Here is a 15,336-nt window from a genome sequence, read left to right on the forward strand (position 1 = left end):
AGCCCCCGGCGCCGCAAGGTCGCCGGGGGCTCGTCGAAGGGCGGGGGTCCTGAGGGTCAGCCGTTGTACGGCACGGCCTTGAGGATCGTCACCGAGGCCTTCTTGCCGTTGGGCAGCTCGTACTGCGCCACCTCGCCGACCTTGTGGCCGAGCACGCCGGAGCCCAGCGGGGACTGCGGCGAGTAGGTCTCGATGTCGGCGCTCGCGTACTCGCGCGAGGCGAGCAGGAAGGTCGTCGTGTCGCTCTCGTCGCCGTCGAAGGCGATCGTGACGACCATGCCGGGCGCGACCGCGCCGTCCGACGACACCGGGGCCTCGCCGACCTTGGCCTTCTCCAGGAGCTGGGTCAGCTGGCGGATGCGGAGCTCCTGCTTGCCCTGCTCCTCCTTGGCCGCGTGGTACCCGCCGTTCTCGCGCAGGTCGCCCTCCTCGCGAGCGGCCGCGATCTTCACGGTGATCTCGGCGCGCGCGGGACCAGACAGGTACTCCAGCTCGTCCTTGAGCTTGGTGTACGCCTCCTGCGTGAGCCAGGTGACGTCTTCGCTGGTCTGGGTCACAGGTGCTCCTCGTAGGTACTGGGAATACAAAGCATCGCCCTACCCAGAAGAATGTTCCTTCATGGAAGGGCGAAACCACGAGCCTAACAATTCAATGGCGTCAGGGGGAGGACATAAGCCGTCAGATATACGTCAACGCTGGTCAGCGCCTACGTAACAAGGGTGACGTCAGTCGGAGTGGCAGCCCAGCAGCTCGGCCGTGGTGCCCCTGGCCGTGGTGCGCAGGGTGACGACCCGGTCGATGCGGGTCGCGGAGCCGCCGAAGTGGAAGTCGGCGCGGCCCACCTCGGACTGGTCGGCGGCCTGGGAGCGCAGGGTGCAGTAGCCGGTGGTCCCGGAGTCCTTGTGGACCTCCAGATGCACCTTGACCTCGTTGCCCGAGGCCTGGAAGGTGATCACCTCGGCGCTGATCTTGGCCTCGACGACGTAGTGGTAGGCGAAGTACCCGACGAGGGCGAGCAGCATCGCCGCGAGGACGGCGCCGGCGATCCTGAGCTTGTGGTCGGCACGCTCGTCCGACGAGTGGCCGTAACGGCCCTCGGGCAGTCGCGTACTCGCCGTACTCATGATCGTCCTCTCGGCAAGGGGCCGTAGAAGCGGGCCCCCGGAATTATTCGCCCCCGGATTCGGTCACTATAGAAGCCGCCGATCGCACCCCAATACACCGGGGCGCCGACCTACTGAGGATTGAGTCTTGACTGACCAGCTGCGACTGATGGCCGTCCACGCGCACCCCGACGACGAGTCGAGCAAGGGCGCGGCCACCATGGCGAAGTACGTGTCCGAGGGGGTGGACGTGCTGGTCGTGACCTGCACGGGCGGGGAGCGCGGCTCCATCCTCAACCCGAAGCTCCAGGGCGACACGTACATCGAGGAGCACATCCACGAGGTGCGCAAGAAGGAGATGGACGAGGCCCGCGAGATCCTCGGCATCAAGCAGGAGTGGCTCGGCTTCGTCGACTCGGGGCTGCCCGAGGGCGACCCGCTGCCGCCGCTGCCCGAGGGCTGCTTCGCGCTGGAGGACGTCGACAAGGCGGCCGGCGAGCTGGTGAAGCAGATCCGGTCGTTCCGTCCGCAGGTGATCACCACCTATGACGAGAACGGCGGTTACCCGCACCCCGACCACATCATGACCCACAAGATCTCGATGGTGGCGTTCGAGGGCGCGACGGACACCGAGAAGTACCCGGAGTCGGAGTACGGCCCGGCGTACCAGCCGCAGAAGCTGTACTACAACCAGGGCTTCAACCGGCAGCGCACCGAGGCCCTGCACAACGCGCTGCTGGCGCGCGGCCTGGAGTCGCCGTACGAGGACTGGCTGAAGCGGTGGAACGAGAACGAGCGGACGGAGCGGGTGCTGACCACGCACATCCCGTGCGCCGAGTTCTTCGAGATCCGCGACAAGGCGCTGCTCGCGCACGCCACGCAGATCGACCCCGACGGCGGCTGGTTCCGGGTGCCGATGGAGATCCAGAAGGAGGTCTGGCCGACCGAGGAGTACGAGCTCGCGAAGTCCCTCGTCGCTACCTCCCTCCCCGAGGACGACCTCTTTGCGGGCATCCGCGACAATGCCTGACATGAGCTCAAGCGCAGCCCTGGCAATGACGCACCTGGTCCCCCTCGCCGAGGTCGACGAGAACAAGGTCACCCCCGGCGTCCTCGGCTTCATCGTGTTCGCGGTGATGGCCCTGGCCGTCTGGGGACTGATGAAGTCCATGAGCAAGCAGATGAACAAGGTCGACTTCAAGGAGGGCGCGGACCCGAAGGCCGAGTCGGCCGCGGAGTCGAAGGCCGAGTCCGGGGCCGCCCCGGCCGAACCCAAGGCCAAGCAGGGCTGAGGCGGCCGACCCGGCGGCCCGCGCGTGGGGTGCTCAGGGGGTGCCGGACACCGCCACCCCCATCACCTCCCGCGCATGCCGGCTCGGCACCATGCCCAGCCGCCACGCCTGCCAGCCCGCCTCCAGGTTCACGCCCCGCTCCAGCAGCAGCTGGTACGCCGCCACGTAGTCGTCGAGTTTCTCGTCGCGGTACGGATGGCGGGCGCGGGACAGCTGGGCCAGTTCCTCCTGGGCGACGGCCGTGCCGACGACGACCCCGCCGGGGGCCGCGTACGGCAGCAGCGTGGAGCGCAGGAAGTGGGCCCAGTCCTCGCCGCGGTGGTCGCCGTACGAGGTGAACAGGCCTACGGCCTCGTCGCACAGCGTCAACGCCTGTTGGGTACGGGCGTTGCCCGCGTCGACGACCGCGAGCTCCAGGCAGGTCCACGCCTCGCCGTGGGCGACGCCGATGCGCTGGAAGTCGGCGCGGGCGTCGACCAGGAGCTGGCGGGCGAACCCGGAGTTGCGCAGCGAACCCGTCTGGGCCGCGCGCTGGTCGCGGGTGACGCGTGCCGAGTGGTGCCGGGCGCAGGCCAGGCCGTAGACGTCGCGCATGCGGGAGAACATCGTGCGGGAGCGTTCCAGCTCGCGCACCGCGAGGTCCAGGTTGCCGGTCTCCTCCAGGGCCTGGCCAAGGTAGTAGACCGTCCAGGCCTCGCCGCGCGCGTCCTCGTTGTCGCGGTGCCGGGCGGCGGCCTGGCGCAGGCCGTCGATCGCGGGGGACGGGTCGCCCGCGACGAGTCGGGCGCGGGCCAGCTGGGTCAGGGCCCAGGCCTCGCCGCGGGCGTCGCGGGTGCGGCCGTAGAGGCCGAGGGCGGTGGTTAGTTCGGACTCGGCGCGGGGGATGTCGCCCATGCGCAGGCCGAGTTGGCCGAGCTGGAAGTGGGCCCAGGCCTCGCCGTGGACGGATTCGCCGGCGCGGTGCAGGACGAGGGATTCGGTCAACAGCCGCATGGCTTCGGGGAGTCGGCCGCGGTCGCGCTCCACGGCGGCCAGCGCGTGCATGGTCCAGGCGCGGTCCGTGGCCAGTTGGGGCGGGGCCTGGAGGTCGAGGGCCTCGCGGAGTTTCGCCGCCGCCTCGGTGAGGTTGCCCTGGTGGTGGAGGGTGATGCCGAGCGAGCAGAGGGCGCGTGCGGCGCCCGCGTCGTGATGGGCCTCCATGTAGAGGTCGACGACGGAGGTGAGGGTGGTGCGCGCCTTGTCGAGTTCGCCGAGCTGCCGGGCCGCGATACCGGTGCGCCACTGCACCGAGCGGACCAGCAGCCCTTGGTCGACGGCCTGCGCCAACTCGCTGATCTCGCCCAGGCGGTAGAGGTCGCCGCGCAGCAGGCAGTAGTCGCAGAGCGCGCCCAGCAGATTCAGTACGGCGCCCTGGTCGACGCCCTCCGCGTGCCGCAGCGTCGAGGTGATGAAGCTCGACTCGTCGTCCAGCCAGCGCAGCGCCTCGTCGAGCGAGGTGAAGCCGTGCGGGCCGAAGCGGTCCGAGCGCGTCGACATGTTGCCGTCGACCAACCGCAGGACGGAGTCGGCGAGTTCGCCGTAGTTCACGATCAACCGCTCCTGCGCGGCCGTACGTTCCGAGGGCTCCTCCTCGTCGAGGAGGCGGGCCTGGGCGAAGGCGCGGACCAGGTCGTGCAGGCGGTAGCGGGTGCCGCGGACGTGGTCGATGAGGCCCGCCCGGGACAGGGCCTCCAGTTGGCGGGTGGCCTCCGTGTCGTCGGTGGCCAGCAGGGCGGCCGCGGCCGCCGCGCCCAGCGAGGCCCGGCCGGCCAGCGCGAGCCGCCGCAGCAGGGTGCGGGCCTGGTCCGACTGGTCGGTGTAGCGCAGCCACAGGGCCCGTTCGACCGGTTCCACGGGGCCGTACGCGGCCAGATCCGTGGCCAGTCGCCCCGGTGAGCGCGGGCCGAGGGACGAGCCCGCGATCCGCAGCGCCAGTGGCAGCCCGCCGCACAACTCCCTGATCCGGTCGGCGGATTCGGCGTCGTACGGCTCCGAACCGTCCTGCGCCGCCGCGCCCAGCAGCTCCTCCGCGCCCGCCGCGTCCAGCGACTCCACCGGCAACTGGTGCACCCAGGCGGCGAGTTCGGCGGGCAGGTCGAGGGGCTTGCGGGCGGTGACCACGACCAGGCTGTCCGAGCGCTCGGGCACCAGCGTCGCCACCTGCGCGATGTCGGAGGCGTCGTCCAGGACGATCGTCACCGGCAGTCCGGTCAGGTGCTGGTGGTACAACTCGCCCAGCCGCTTGACCTGTTGGTCGGGCGAGGAGCGTTCGCGGAACAGCAGCTGCTCGCGCGGTGCGCCGAGCCGGTTCAGCAGATGCAGCAGGGCGTCGCGGGTGGGCAACGGCGGCTCGCCCGGGCTGTCCCCGCGCAGATCCACCACGCAGGCCCCGCGGAACTGGTCCCGCAGATCGTGCGCGGCCCGCACCGCGAGGGTGGTACGCCCCGAACCGGGTGCCCCGTGCAGTACGACCACGGTCGGCCGGGTCTCCGTACTCGCGCGCCCCGCCTGCACCAGTTGCCGAATCCGGGCCAGCTCCACCCGCCGCCCGGCGAACGCCCCCACCGCATCCGGGAGTTGACCGAACGACTGCTCCAGCACACTCCGCCTGCGTGCCGCCGCGCTCTTGTCCGCGCCGCGCAACTGCGGCCCCGGCTTCCGCGTCGGCCCGGTCGAGGCGGCGAGCACCCGCTGCTGGTCGAGGAACGGCCGGATGCCCCGCACCTCCAGCGCCGTCAGCCACTGCAACCGCAACTGCTCCGGACCGCCGGGCTGGCTCACGGCACCCGCGCGGTGATGCGCGGCGGGCAGATGCGAGGCGGTCACCTTCACGACGGTCGCCGCCGCGCCCACGACCCCGACGGCCACCCCGGCGCCGAACGCCGTACCGGTGCCGGTCCCGAGGGCGAGGTCGGCCACGACAGCGGCGACCGCGCCAACACCCGCCACCAGCAGGGGAGTTCCGCCACCCTCCTTGGCGTACCGCTGCCCGAAGGTGAGCTGCCCCGCCGACGCCTCGTCGAGAGCCCCCGTATAGGCCTCGTACTCCTCGGCCGCCGTCTGGGCCATGGCGTCCAGAGCGGCCCGGGACCGCGCCAGCAGCACCTGCCCGTCCGTGCGCCCGCCGGAGCGCCGCACCTCCTCCTCCACGGCCCGAGCCAACAGCCGCTCGGCATCGGTCCGATGGCCGTCCCGCATGTGTCGTCCCCCTCCGGCGGCAACTCCCTGGCCTACGAGTGTCCTTCGGCGAGCGCGCGAGCGCGAGAGGGCGACGATCATCCGTTGGCCGCGACGATCGAGCATTTGCCGTGCCGATCGATCGTTCGCGGTGCGGAAGCGGAGGGAACGCTGGTCGTCAGACGGATCCCAGGTCGACGGTCACGGAGAAAGGCGCGGCAGCCTTGATCACTCCGGTGAACATCTCGCCGTCCCTGTAGGCCTTGGTGGCGGGGTCGAGAACGTACGTGTAGACGATCGGGACACCGGTGGCGGCCTGTTCGACACGCCAGTAGAAGGGGATGCCGGCCTTGGCGTACTGGTCCACCTTCACGATCCGGTCCGTGGTCTCCGAGCCGGGCGACACGACCTCGACGACCAGGAGTACGTGTTCGGGGCGAGTGGGCGTGACGTCGATGGTCTCTGCCCGGTACACGGCGACGTCCGGACGCCGGTTGGTGAGCGGAACGTCCTGCAGTCGGACATCGAAGTCCGTGTCGGCGTTCCAGTCCGGGCCTGCGGCGGCGTCCAGGGCATTGGCCAGGATTCGGGCCAGCCGGTTGTGCCGCTTGGACGCACTCGGGCTCACCACGACCATCCCGTCCACGATCTCGATGCCGGCACACTGCTCCTCGGACCAGGAGTCGTACTGCTCCGCGCTGATCTGCGTGTGCATCCAGGCGGGCGCGACCATCTCGGCGGTCATGGCGTACCTCCTTCGAGGATGCTCGACGGTTCCGGTGCTGCTCGGCTCAGCGTACTGTCCTGTGCCGTCAGGGCGCCCGACCGCAGATGAGAGCCGTGGGGGCCGACGCCCGCCGTGGGATCGGGTGCCGTTCAGGCGCGGGCCGCCGGGCCGCCGGGGAGCGACGTGAGAGGGTGAGGGGCGTGAACCGACTGGCCCATGAGACCTCCCCGTATCTGCTCCAGCACGCCGACAACCCCGTCGACTGGTGGCCCTGGTCGGCCGAGGCCTTCGACGAGGCGCGGCGGACGAACCGGCCGGTGCTGCTCAGCGTCGGGTACAGCAGCTGTCACTGGTGCCATGTCATGGCCCGCGAGTCCTTCGAGGACCAGCCCACCGCCGACTACCTCAACGAGCACTTCGTCAGCATCAAGGTCGACCGCGAGGAACGCCCCGACGTCGACGCCGTCTACATGGAGGCCGTGCAGGCGGCCACCGGGCAGGGCGGCTGGCCCATGACCGTGTTTCTCACGCCGGACGCCGAGCCCTTCTACTTCGGGACGTACTTCCCGCCCGCGCCCCGCCACGGCATGCCCTCCTTCCGGCAGGTGCTGGAGGGGGTGCGCAGCGCCTGGACCGACCGGCGGGACGAGGTCGCCGAGGTCGCCGGGAAGATCACCCGGGACCTGTCCCAGCGCGAGATCGACTACGGCGGCACCGAGGCCCCCGGCGAGGAGGAGCTGTCCGGCGCGCTCCTCGGGCTCACGCGGGAGTACGACCCGCAGCGCGGCGGATTCGGCGGGGCGCCCAAGTTCCCGCCGTCCATGGCACTGGAGTTCCTGCTCCGCCACCACGCCCGCACCGGCTCCGAGGGCGCCCTGGAGATGGCCCGGGACACTTGTGAGCGGATGGCGCGCGGGGGGATTTATGACCAGCTCGCGGGCGGGTTCGCGCGCTACTCCGTCGACCGCGAGTGGGTCGTCCCGCACTTCGAGAAGATGCTCTACGACAACGCCCTGCTGTGTCGTGTGTATGCGCACCTGTGGCGCAGTACCGGTTCCGAGCTGGCCCGGCGCGTGGCCGTCGAGACCGCCGACTTCATCGTGCGTGAACTCCGCACCGGCGAGGGCGGGTTCGCCTCCGCCCTCGACGCCGACAGCGACGACGGGACCGGCAAGCACGTCGAAGGTGCCTACTACGTCTGGACGCCCGCGCAGCTCACCGAGGTCCTGGGAGAAGACGCCGAACTCGCCGCCCAGTACTTCGGCGTGACCGAGGACGGGACCTTCGAGGAAGGGCAGTCCGTCCTTCAACTCCCGCAGAGCGAAGGGGTCTTCGACGCCGAGAAGGTCGATTCGGTCAAGAGCCGTCTCCTGGAAGCCCGTTCGCGGCGCCCCGCCCCCGGCCGCGACGACAAGGTGGTCGCCGCCTGGAACGGCCTCGCGATCGCCGCGCTCGCCGAGACCGGCGCCTACTTCGACCGCCCCGACCTGGTCGAGGCCGCCGTCTCCGCCGCCGATCTCCTCGTACGCCTGCATCTGGACGAGCACGCCAAGCTGGCCCGCACCAGCAAGGACGGCCAAGTCGGGGCGAACGCCGGGGTGTTGGAGGACTACGCCGATGTGGCCGAGGGCTTCCTCGCGCTCGCCTCGGTCACAGGGGAGGGGGTCTGGCTGGAGTTCGCCGGGTTCCTGCTCGACCACGTGCTCGCCGGGTTCGTCGATGAGTCGGGGGCGCTCTACGACACCGCCGTCGACGCCGAGCAGCTGATCCGTCGGCCGCAGGATCCGACCGACAACGCCACCCCGTCCGGGTGGACCGCTGCCGCCGGTGCCTTGCTGAGCTATGCCGCGCAGACCGGCGCCGAGCCCCATCGCACCGCCGCCGAGCGGGCGTTGGGGGTCGTGAAGGCGCTCGGTCCGCGTGTGCCGCGCTTCATCGGGTGGGGGCTCGCGGTCGCCGAGGCGTATCTCGACGGGCCGCGCGAGGTGGCCGTCGTAGGGCCCTCGCTCGGCGACGAAGGTGCAAAAGCCCTGCACCGTACGGCACTTCTGGGGACCGCGCCCGGGGCCGTGGTGGCCTTCGGGGTGGCGGAGAGTGACGAGCTGCCGTTGCTCGCCGACCGGCCCTTGGTCGACGGTGGACCGGCCGCGTACGTTTGCCGTAACTTTACCTGCGACGCGCCGACGACCGACCCGGAGCGGCTGAGCACCGCGCTGAGCAGGTGAAATGTCATAGCCGTAACCGTCTCAAACGAGACCAGTGCGAGAAATGCTCAGGGGGGAGCCGCATGGTGACGAAACACGCTCTTCACTGAAATCACCTGTTCGCTTCACAGATCGCCCATAGTCTCTGCCTCGTGACGCGACGGCGGTAACTCACCGTCGCGCCAGGGGGTATTGGGATCTGGGGGGATCTGTTTGTTGACGTCCGTCTTCATCGCTGTCGTTTCGCTGGCCCTGTTCTGGATGGCCGCCTTCACCCTGTGGTGGCAGATGCACGCGTGGCGTACGCCCGAAGTGCTCGCCTCCACCCGATTCAGCAGCCCGGACGGGGACGAGCACGTCTCGTTCTCGTTGCTGCTGCCGGCCCGGCACGAACAGGCCGTGCTCGACCACACCATCCAGCGGCTGCTGGAGTCCACGCACACCGACTTCGAGATCATCGTGATCGTGGGGCACGACGACCCCGAGACCGCGGCGGTGGCCCACAGTGCCGCCGAACGCGACCCGCGCGTCCGTGTCGTCGTCGACACGCACGAGAAGAAGAACAAACCGAAGGCCATGAACACGGCGCTGCCGCACTGCCGCGGCGATGTCGTCGGGGTCTTCGACGCCGAGGACCAGGTCCATCCGGCGCTGCTCGCCCACGTCGACCACGCGTTCCGGACGACGGGAGCGGACGTCGTCCAAGGGGGCGTCCAGCTCATCAACTTCCACTCCAGCTGGTACAGCCTGCGCAACTGCCTGGAGTACTTCTTCTGGTTCCGGTCCCGGCTGCACCTGCACGCGCAGAAGGGGTTCATCCCGCTGGGCGGCAACACCGTCTTCGTGCGGACCGACGTCCTGCGCGAGGCCGACGGCTGGGACCCCAACTGCCTTGCCGAGGACTGCGACTTGGGCGTGAGGCTGTCCAGTGTCGGCAAGAAGGTCGTCGTCGCCTACGACTCCGACATGGTGACGCGGGAGGAGACCCCCGGCTCGCTGATGTCTTTGCTGAAGCAGCGAACTCGCTGGAACCAGGGCTTCCTTCAGGTCTACCGCAAGAAGGACTGGAAGCAACTCCCGGGATTCGGGCAGCGGTTGCTCGCCCGCTACACGCTGATGACGCCGTTCCTGCAGGCCTTCTCCGGGGTCGTCATCCCGCTCAACGCTGCGGTCGCGCTCTTCCTGGACGTGCCGGTGGGCATCGCCTTCCTCACCTTCCTGCCGCTGGTCACCGCCGCCGTCACCTTCGTGTTCGAGGTCGTCGGACTGCACGACTTCGGCAAGCAGTACGGACTCCGCGTCCGCGCCGTCCACTATCTGAAGCTCGTCGTGGGCGGCCCGTTCTACCAGGTGCTCCTCGCCGGAGCCGCGATCCGCGCAGTGTGGCGTGAGCAACGTGGCCGGAACGACTGGGAGTTGACGTCCCACGTCGGCGCGCACCTCACCGAAACCGCAGTGATCCGAGAGGACGTTCCTGCGTGACCTCCACACTTCCCGCGGTGACCACCACGGTCCCCGCGCAACGGCAGCCTGCGCCTGAAACCGGTTCGGCCAGTCGAACAACGCCACCTTCACGGCTCCGTTCCTCCCGGCCCGACCTCCTCCTCTGCGGTCTCCTCCTCGCGGCGATCCTCGTCGTGCAGGGCTGGAACATCGCCGACTACCCGACGCTCAGCGACGACGAGGGCACCTACCTCGCCCAGGCCTGGGCCGTCCAACAGGGCACCGGGCTGGCCCACTACACCTACTGGTACGACCACCCGCCCCTCGGCTGGATCCAGATCGCCCTGCTCACCTGGATCCCCGCGCACTTCAGCCCCGGCTCGATGACCGTCGGCACCATGCGCCTCGCGATGCTGGTCATCAGCGCGATCAGCGCGGTCCTCGTCTACGTCCTCGCCCGCAGGCTCTCGCTGCCGCGCTGGGCGGCCGGGCTCGGCATGGTGCTCTTCGGGCTGTCCCCGCTGTCCGTGATCCTCCAGCGGGAGATCTTCCTCGACAACATCGCCGTGATGTGGATGCTGCTCGCGTTCTGCCTGGCCGCGTCCCCGAGTCGCCATCTCTGGCACCACTTCGGGGCGGGTCTCGCCGGTGCGGCCTCGGTCCTCACCAAGGAGACGATGCTCGTCATCCTGCCCGCGCTGCTGCTCACCATGTGGCGCCACGGGCACCGCGACACAAGGAAGTTCGCGCTCACCGGCGCCATCACCGCCTGCGTCCTGATCGGCTTCTCGTACCCCCTCTTCGCCCTGCTCAAGGGCGAGTTGCTGCCGGGCAGCGGCCACGTCTCCCTGTGGGACGGCCTCAAGTACCAGATGACCAGACCGGGTTCGGGCTTCATCCTCGACCAGGGCACGGGCTCCTACGGCGTCCTCCACTCCTGGCTCTACTACGACCGCGTCCTGCCGCTCGGCGGCCTCGCCGGGGCGCTGCTCCTGCTGGTCACCTGGCGCTGGTCGGTCACCGCCCGCTCCCTCGCCGGACCGGCCATGACCGTGGCGATCCTCGCCCTGGTCTCGATGCGGCCCAACGGCTACCTGCCCGCGATGTACATCATCGGCGCGCTGCCCTTCCTCGCCCTCGTGCTGGCAGGGGGCACCGCCTCCGTCGCCCACGCGGTGCTGCGCAGATGGCGTGGGGAAGGGGAGAAACGATACGTCACGGGAGGCCGGTACACGCTCGCCGTGGTCCTCGCGATCGCGGCCGGCGCCTATGTCGTACCGAAGTGGTACGACGGCGACCGCACCGCCATGACCACCGACGCCAACGCCCCCTACCGGGCCGCCTCCAAGTGGCTGTCCACCGAGGTCGCCGACCCGAAGGACACCCGCGTCCTCGTCGACGACGCGCTCTGGCTGGACCTGGTGCACGCCGGGTACCGGCCCGGGCTCGGGGTCATCTGGTTCTACAAGGCCGACCTCGACCCCGCCGTCACCAAGACGCTGCCGCACGGCTGGAAGGACATCGACTACGTCGTGGCCTCCCCGACGGTACGGCGCGACGCGGTCGACCTGCCCAACGTCAAGGCGGCGATCGAGCACTCCATCCCGGTCGCCACCTTCGGCACCGGCGACGACCGCATCGAGATCCGGCAGATCCAGTCCGAGACCGTGGGAGCCCAGTGATGAGCCAAGAGTCCATGGTCCCCGGGGAGTTGGGCGATCCGGCCGTACGCGGCGCCGAGATCGCAGAACCCGGCGCCGTCACCATCGTCGTGCCGACCTTCAACGAGTCGGCCAACGTACGGGAGTTGCTGCACCGGATCACCGAATCCGTGCCGACCAGGCTGCCGTGTGAGGTCGTCTTCGTGGACGACTCCACCGACGACACCCCCGAGGTGATCTCCGCGGCGGCGCAGGACTGCCCGTTCCCGGTGACCGTGCTGCACCGGGAGGAGCCGGTCGGCGGGCTGGGCGGTGCGGTCGTCGAGGGGATCAAGGCGGCGACGTCCGACTGGATCGTCGTCATGGACGGCGACCTCCAGCATCCGCCGTCCCTGGTACCGGAGTTGGTCGGCACGGGCGAGCGCGCGAACGCCGGGCTCGTCGTCGCCTCCCGGTACATCAAGGGCGGCAGCCGCGAGGGCCTGGCGGGCGGATATCGCATCGCCGTTTCGCGCGGGGCGACTTGGCTGACCAAGACGCTCTTCCCGCGCAAGCTCCGCGGTATCAGCGACCCGATGAGCGGTTTCTTCGCGATCCGCCGCAGCGCGGTGACGGCGGAGGCGCTCAAGCCGCTCGGCTACAAGATCCTGCTCGAACTCGCCGTACGCAGCCGTCCGCGCCAGGTCACCGAGGTGCCGTTCGTCTTCCAGGACCGGTTCGCGGGAGAGTCCAAGTCGACGGCGCAGGAAGGCTTTCGCTTCCTCCGTCACCTCCTCGGACTGCGTACGGCGTCGCCGGTCGCGCGCATGATCGTGTTCGGCCTGATCGGCGCCACCGGCTTCGTCCCGAACCTGGTCGGCCTGTGGGCGCTCACCAAGACGGGCATGCACTACGTCCCCGCCGAGATCCTCGCCAACCAGCTGGGCGTGGCCTGGAACTTCCTGCTCATCGAGCACCTGCTGTTCCGCGACCGGCGCCGGCACCGCAGCTGGTGGGACCGGGCGGGCCGGTTCGCGCTGCTCGCCAACGCCGACCTGGTGCTGCGGATCCCGCTGATCGCCCTGTTCATCCACAAGTTCGGCATGGGCGCCGTGTCGGCGACCGCGCTCGCGCTGGTCATGACCTTCGTCCTGCGCTTCGTGGGCACAGAGGCGTTGGTCTACCTCCCGCGCCGCAAAGGGAGCCGCAAGGGGAGTCGTACAGCACCAAGGAGAGCCGCGTGAACAAGTACCGCAGAAGAACCGCCTTCGTCGGGGTGGGCGCCCTGACCGCCGGACTGCTGCTCACCTCGCCGCAGTCCGCCGAGGCCGCGAACCTCGTCCTCAATCCGGGGTTCGAGACGGCGGGCACGGACGGGATGCCGTACTGCTGGGAGAAGTCCGGCTGGGGCGACAACGACTTCGATTTCACTACGACTTCGGACGCCCACTCGGGTTCGAAGGCCATGAAGGTCACCGTCACGCGGCGCGTCGACGGTGACCGCAAGGCGCTGATCACCGAGTCGACGGGGTGCGCGCCGGTGGTGACGGCGGGCAAGCAGTACGACCTCGGGCTCTGGTACAAGACGACGACGCCGGACGCGAACATCACGCTGTTCCGGCACGACGCCACGGCCGGGTGGCAGTACTGGACCGACCTCAAGACCCTGGAGATGCAGGGCAGTTGGACCCGGGCCACGGTCCGTACGCCCGAGGCGCCGGCCGGTACCGACCGGATCACCTGGGGTGTCTCGGTCTACGGCACCGGCTCCGCGACCACCGACGACTACACGATGGACCAGGTCCCGGACACGCTCCCGCCCGCGACCTGTACGGCCACCGCCGAGGAGTGTGCGAACGGCCGTTGGGACGTGCTCCCGACCCAGAACCCGGTGCGTTCGATGCACTCCGTCGTGCTCAACAACGGCAAGGTGCTGCTGATCGCGGGGTCCGGGAACAGCGAGGAGCAGTTCGACGCGGGGACGTTCACCAGCGCGGTGTACGACCCGGTGGCCGGGACGTACAAGGTGATCCCGACGCCGAAGGACATGTTCTGCTCGGGGCACATCCAGTTGCAGGACGGCCGGGTGCTGGTGCTGAGCGGGAACAAGGCGTTCCCGGCGGCGGACGGTTCGCACGGGTACGAGGGGTACAAGGACTCGTACATCTTCGACCCGGTGACCGAGACGTACAGCAGGACGAACGACCTCAACGACGGTCACTGGTACCCGTCGGCGACCGAGCTGGGCAACGGTGACGTCATCTCCTTCGGCGGGCTGCGCGAGGACTCGACGGGTTCGGTGACCGCCGAGTACTGGTCGGACGCCCAGCAGAAGTGGCTGCCGTTGTCGCAGGTCAACCAGACCTGGTCGTACTGGGGGCTGTACCCGTCGATGGTCCTGATGCAGGACGGCCGGCTCTTCTACACGGGCAGCCATGTCTTCGGGAACAACATCCCGGGGACGGGCAGCGCGATCTACGACTACGACGCGAACACGATCACGTCGGTCTCCGGGCTGCAGAACAAGGACCAACGCGACCAGTCCGCAAGCGTGTTGCTGCCTCCGGCGCAGGACCAGAAGGTCCTCACCGTCGGCGGCGGCAACATCGACTCCAACCCGGACGCGAACCGGCTGACCGACATCATCGACCTCAAGGCCGCGAACCCGACGTACACGGTCGGTCCCCAGATCCCGCAGGGGACGGTCGACTTGGGGAACGGTCCGGTGGCCGAGACCGGAGCCCAGGGCAAGATGTACGTGTCCACCGTGATCCTGCCGGACGGCACGGTCCTGGAGACGGGCGGCGGGCTGCACAACCGCGCGAACCCGGTGTACGAGGCGTCGATCTTCGACCCGGCGACCACGACGTTCGACCCGGTGGCCGCCGATCCGGAGGCCCGGGGCTACCACTCCTCCTCGTTCCTGCTGCCGGACGGCCGGGTGATGTCGACCGGTGACAACCCGGGCAACGGCACCTGGAACCACAACGTGTCGATCTACACCCCGCCGTATCTCCTCAAGGGCACGCGGCCGACGATCACTTCGGTCATCGACAACGAGTGGGAGTACGGCGACACCCAGACGATCACCGTCGACCGGCCCATCGCCAAGGCCGAGTTGATCCGCCCGGCCGCGGTCACGCACTCCTCGGACCCGAACCAGCGTTTCGTGGACCTGCCGCTCTCGGTGAACGGCGACACGGTCGACCTGAACGTGACGAGCAACCCCAACCTGGCCCCGCCCGGCTGGTACATGCTCTTCGCGGTCGACGCCAACGGGGTCCCGTCGGTGGCCAAGTGGGTCCATCTGCAAGGCCCTTCGGCCCTGACCACGGACACCGCCTCGGCTCACGTCCACTCCTTCGCGGACGCCCTGAAGGGCAAGGTCACCGAGCCGGGCAAGAAGCGCACCTCCCAGAAGGTCAGCCCGACCATCTCCGGCTGCGACCGCCACTACGGCACGATCAACGTCTGCGTCCCGACCGTCTTCCCGAAGGAGGTCAAGTCGACGACCGCGGCCCGCTGTTCATGGCTCCAGCAGAACGACTACGGCCGCCTGAAGGTCAACGGCAAGGACGACCCGCTGCGCCTCGACCCGAACAGGGACGGGGTGGCGTGCGGGAAGGGTGACGTGAAGACCGTAAAGAAGAAGGGGTAGTTGTCGCCTGCGAACTCGGCGAGGGCGCCGCCCTGTTGGGGGTGTGCGCCCTC

Annotated in this window: 11 protein-coding genes; 7 read left to right on the top strand and 4 right to left on the bottom strand. The window is 69.5% G+C overall.

What is annotated here, in order from left to right; all coding sequences use genetic code 11:
- Positions 1–56: 56 nt before the first annotated feature.
- Both greA and OG407_RS32340 read right to left on the bottom strand, forming a co-directional pair.
- On the bottom strand, positions 57–557 hold the full coding sequence (greA, locus tag OG407_RS32335; RefSeq protein WP_403583670.1) for a transcription elongation factor GreA: 501 nt from the start codon (positions 555–557) through the stop codon (positions 57–59).
- Positions 558–725: 168 nt separating this feature from the next.
- Positions 726–1,124, bottom strand: a complete 399-nt coding sequence (locus tag OG407_RS32340) for a DUF4307 domain-containing protein (RefSeq protein WP_405863083.1) — start codon at positions 1,122–1,124, stop codon at positions 726–728.
- Between the two features lie 148 nt (positions 1,125–1,272).
- Between OG407_RS32340 and mca the strand changes: the two genes are divergently transcribed.
- Positions 1,273–2,133, top strand: a complete 861-nt coding sequence (gene mca / locus OG407_RS32345; protein WP_405868733.1) for a mycothiol conjugate amidase Mca — start codon at positions 1,273–1,275, stop codon at positions 2,131–2,133.
- Positions 2,126–2,395 carry a hypothetical protein gene (locus OG407_RS32350; RefSeq protein WP_403583676.1) on the top strand — a complete coding sequence of 90 codons (270 nt, stop codon included), beginning with the start codon at positions 2,126–2,128 and terminating at the stop codon, positions 2,393–2,395. The genes mca and OG407_RS32350 overlap by 8 nt, the downstream gene beginning before the upstream one ends.
- 33 nt (positions 2,396–2,428) lie before the next feature.
- On the opposite strand, the gene OG407_RS32355 is transcribed toward OG407_RS32350, so the two are convergent.
- On the bottom strand, positions 2,429–5,632 hold the full coding sequence (locus OG407_RS32355; protein ID WP_405863084.1) for a tetratricopeptide repeat protein: 3,204 nt from the start codon (positions 5,630–5,632) through the stop codon (positions 2,429–2,431).
- A gap of 157 nt (positions 5,633–5,789) precedes the next feature.
- On the bottom strand, positions 5,790–6,356 hold the full coding sequence (locus tag OG407_RS32360; RefSeq protein ID WP_405863085.1) for a Uma2 family endonuclease: 567 nt from the start codon (positions 6,354–6,356) through the stop codon (positions 5,790–5,792).
- 182 nt (positions 6,357–6,538) lie between these two features.
- Between OG407_RS32360 and OG407_RS32365 the strand changes: the two genes are divergently transcribed.
- The 5 genes from OG407_RS32365 to OG407_RS32385 all read left to right on the top strand — a co-directional run bounded on the left by OG407_RS32365 (position 6,539) and on the right by OG407_RS32385 (position 15,283).
- Positions 6,539–8,563, top strand: coding sequence for a thioredoxin domain-containing protein (locus OG407_RS32365; protein ID WP_405863086.1), 2,025 nt, complete (start codon positions 6,539–6,541; stop codon positions 8,561–8,563).
- A gap of 192 nt (positions 8,564–8,755) precedes the next feature.
- Positions 8,756–10,024 carry a glycosyltransferase gene (locus OG407_RS32370; protein WP_405863087.1) on the top strand — a complete coding sequence of 423 codons (1,269 nt, stop codon included), beginning with the start codon at positions 8,756–8,758 and terminating at the stop codon, positions 10,022–10,024.
- Positions 10,021–11,667, top strand: a complete 1,647-nt coding sequence (locus OG407_RS32375; protein WP_405863088.1) for an ArnT family glycosyltransferase — start codon at positions 10,021–10,023, stop codon at positions 11,665–11,667. Before OG407_RS32370 ends, OG407_RS32375 begins: the two co-directional genes overlap by 4 nt.
- The gene (locus OG407_RS32380; RefSeq protein WP_405863089.1) at positions 11,667–12,869 is read left to right on the top strand and encodes a glycosyltransferase; all 1,203 of its coding nucleotides are present in this window, start codon (positions 11,667–11,669) and stop codon (positions 12,867–12,869) included. Before OG407_RS32375 ends, OG407_RS32380 begins: the two co-directional genes overlap by 1 nt.
- Positions 12,866–15,283 carry a galactose oxidase-like domain-containing protein gene (locus tag OG407_RS32385; RefSeq protein WP_405863090.1) on the top strand — a complete coding sequence of 806 codons (2,418 nt, stop codon included), beginning with the start codon at positions 12,866–12,868 and terminating at the stop codon, positions 15,281–15,283. The genes OG407_RS32380 and OG407_RS32385 overlap by 4 nt, the downstream gene beginning before the upstream one ends.
- Positions 15,284–15,336 lie beyond the last annotated feature (53 nt).

It is taken from the genome of Streptomyces sp. NBC_01515, from assembly GCF_045040345.1.
Taxonomy (GTDB): Bacteria; Actinomycetota; Actinomycetes; order Streptomycetales; family Streptomycetaceae; genus Streptomyces.

Coding starts and splice junctions, on each gene's coding strand:
- OG407_RS32350 (WP_403583676.1), top strand. CDS start 2,126: ATGCCTGACATGAGCTCAAGCGCAGCCCTGGCAATGACGCACCTGGTC.
- OG407_RS32340 (WP_405863083.1), bottom strand. CDS start 1,124: ATGAGTACGGCGAGTACGCGACTGCCCGAGGGCCGTTACGGCCACTCG.
- OG407_RS32355 (WP_405863084.1), bottom strand. CDS start 5,632: ATGCGGGACGGCCATCGGACCGATGCCGAGCGGCTGTTGGCTCGGGCC.
- OG407_RS32360 (WP_405863085.1), bottom strand. CDS start 6,356: ATGACCGCCGAGATGGTCGCGCCCGCCTGGATGCACACGCAGATCAGC.
- mca (WP_405868733.1), top strand. CDS start 1,273: ATGGCCGTCCACGCGCACCCCGACGACGAGTCGAGCAAGGGCGCGGCC.
- OG407_RS32380 (WP_405863089.1), top strand. CDS start 11,667: ATGAGCCAAGAGTCCATGGTCCCCGGGGAGTTGGGCGATCCGGCCGTA.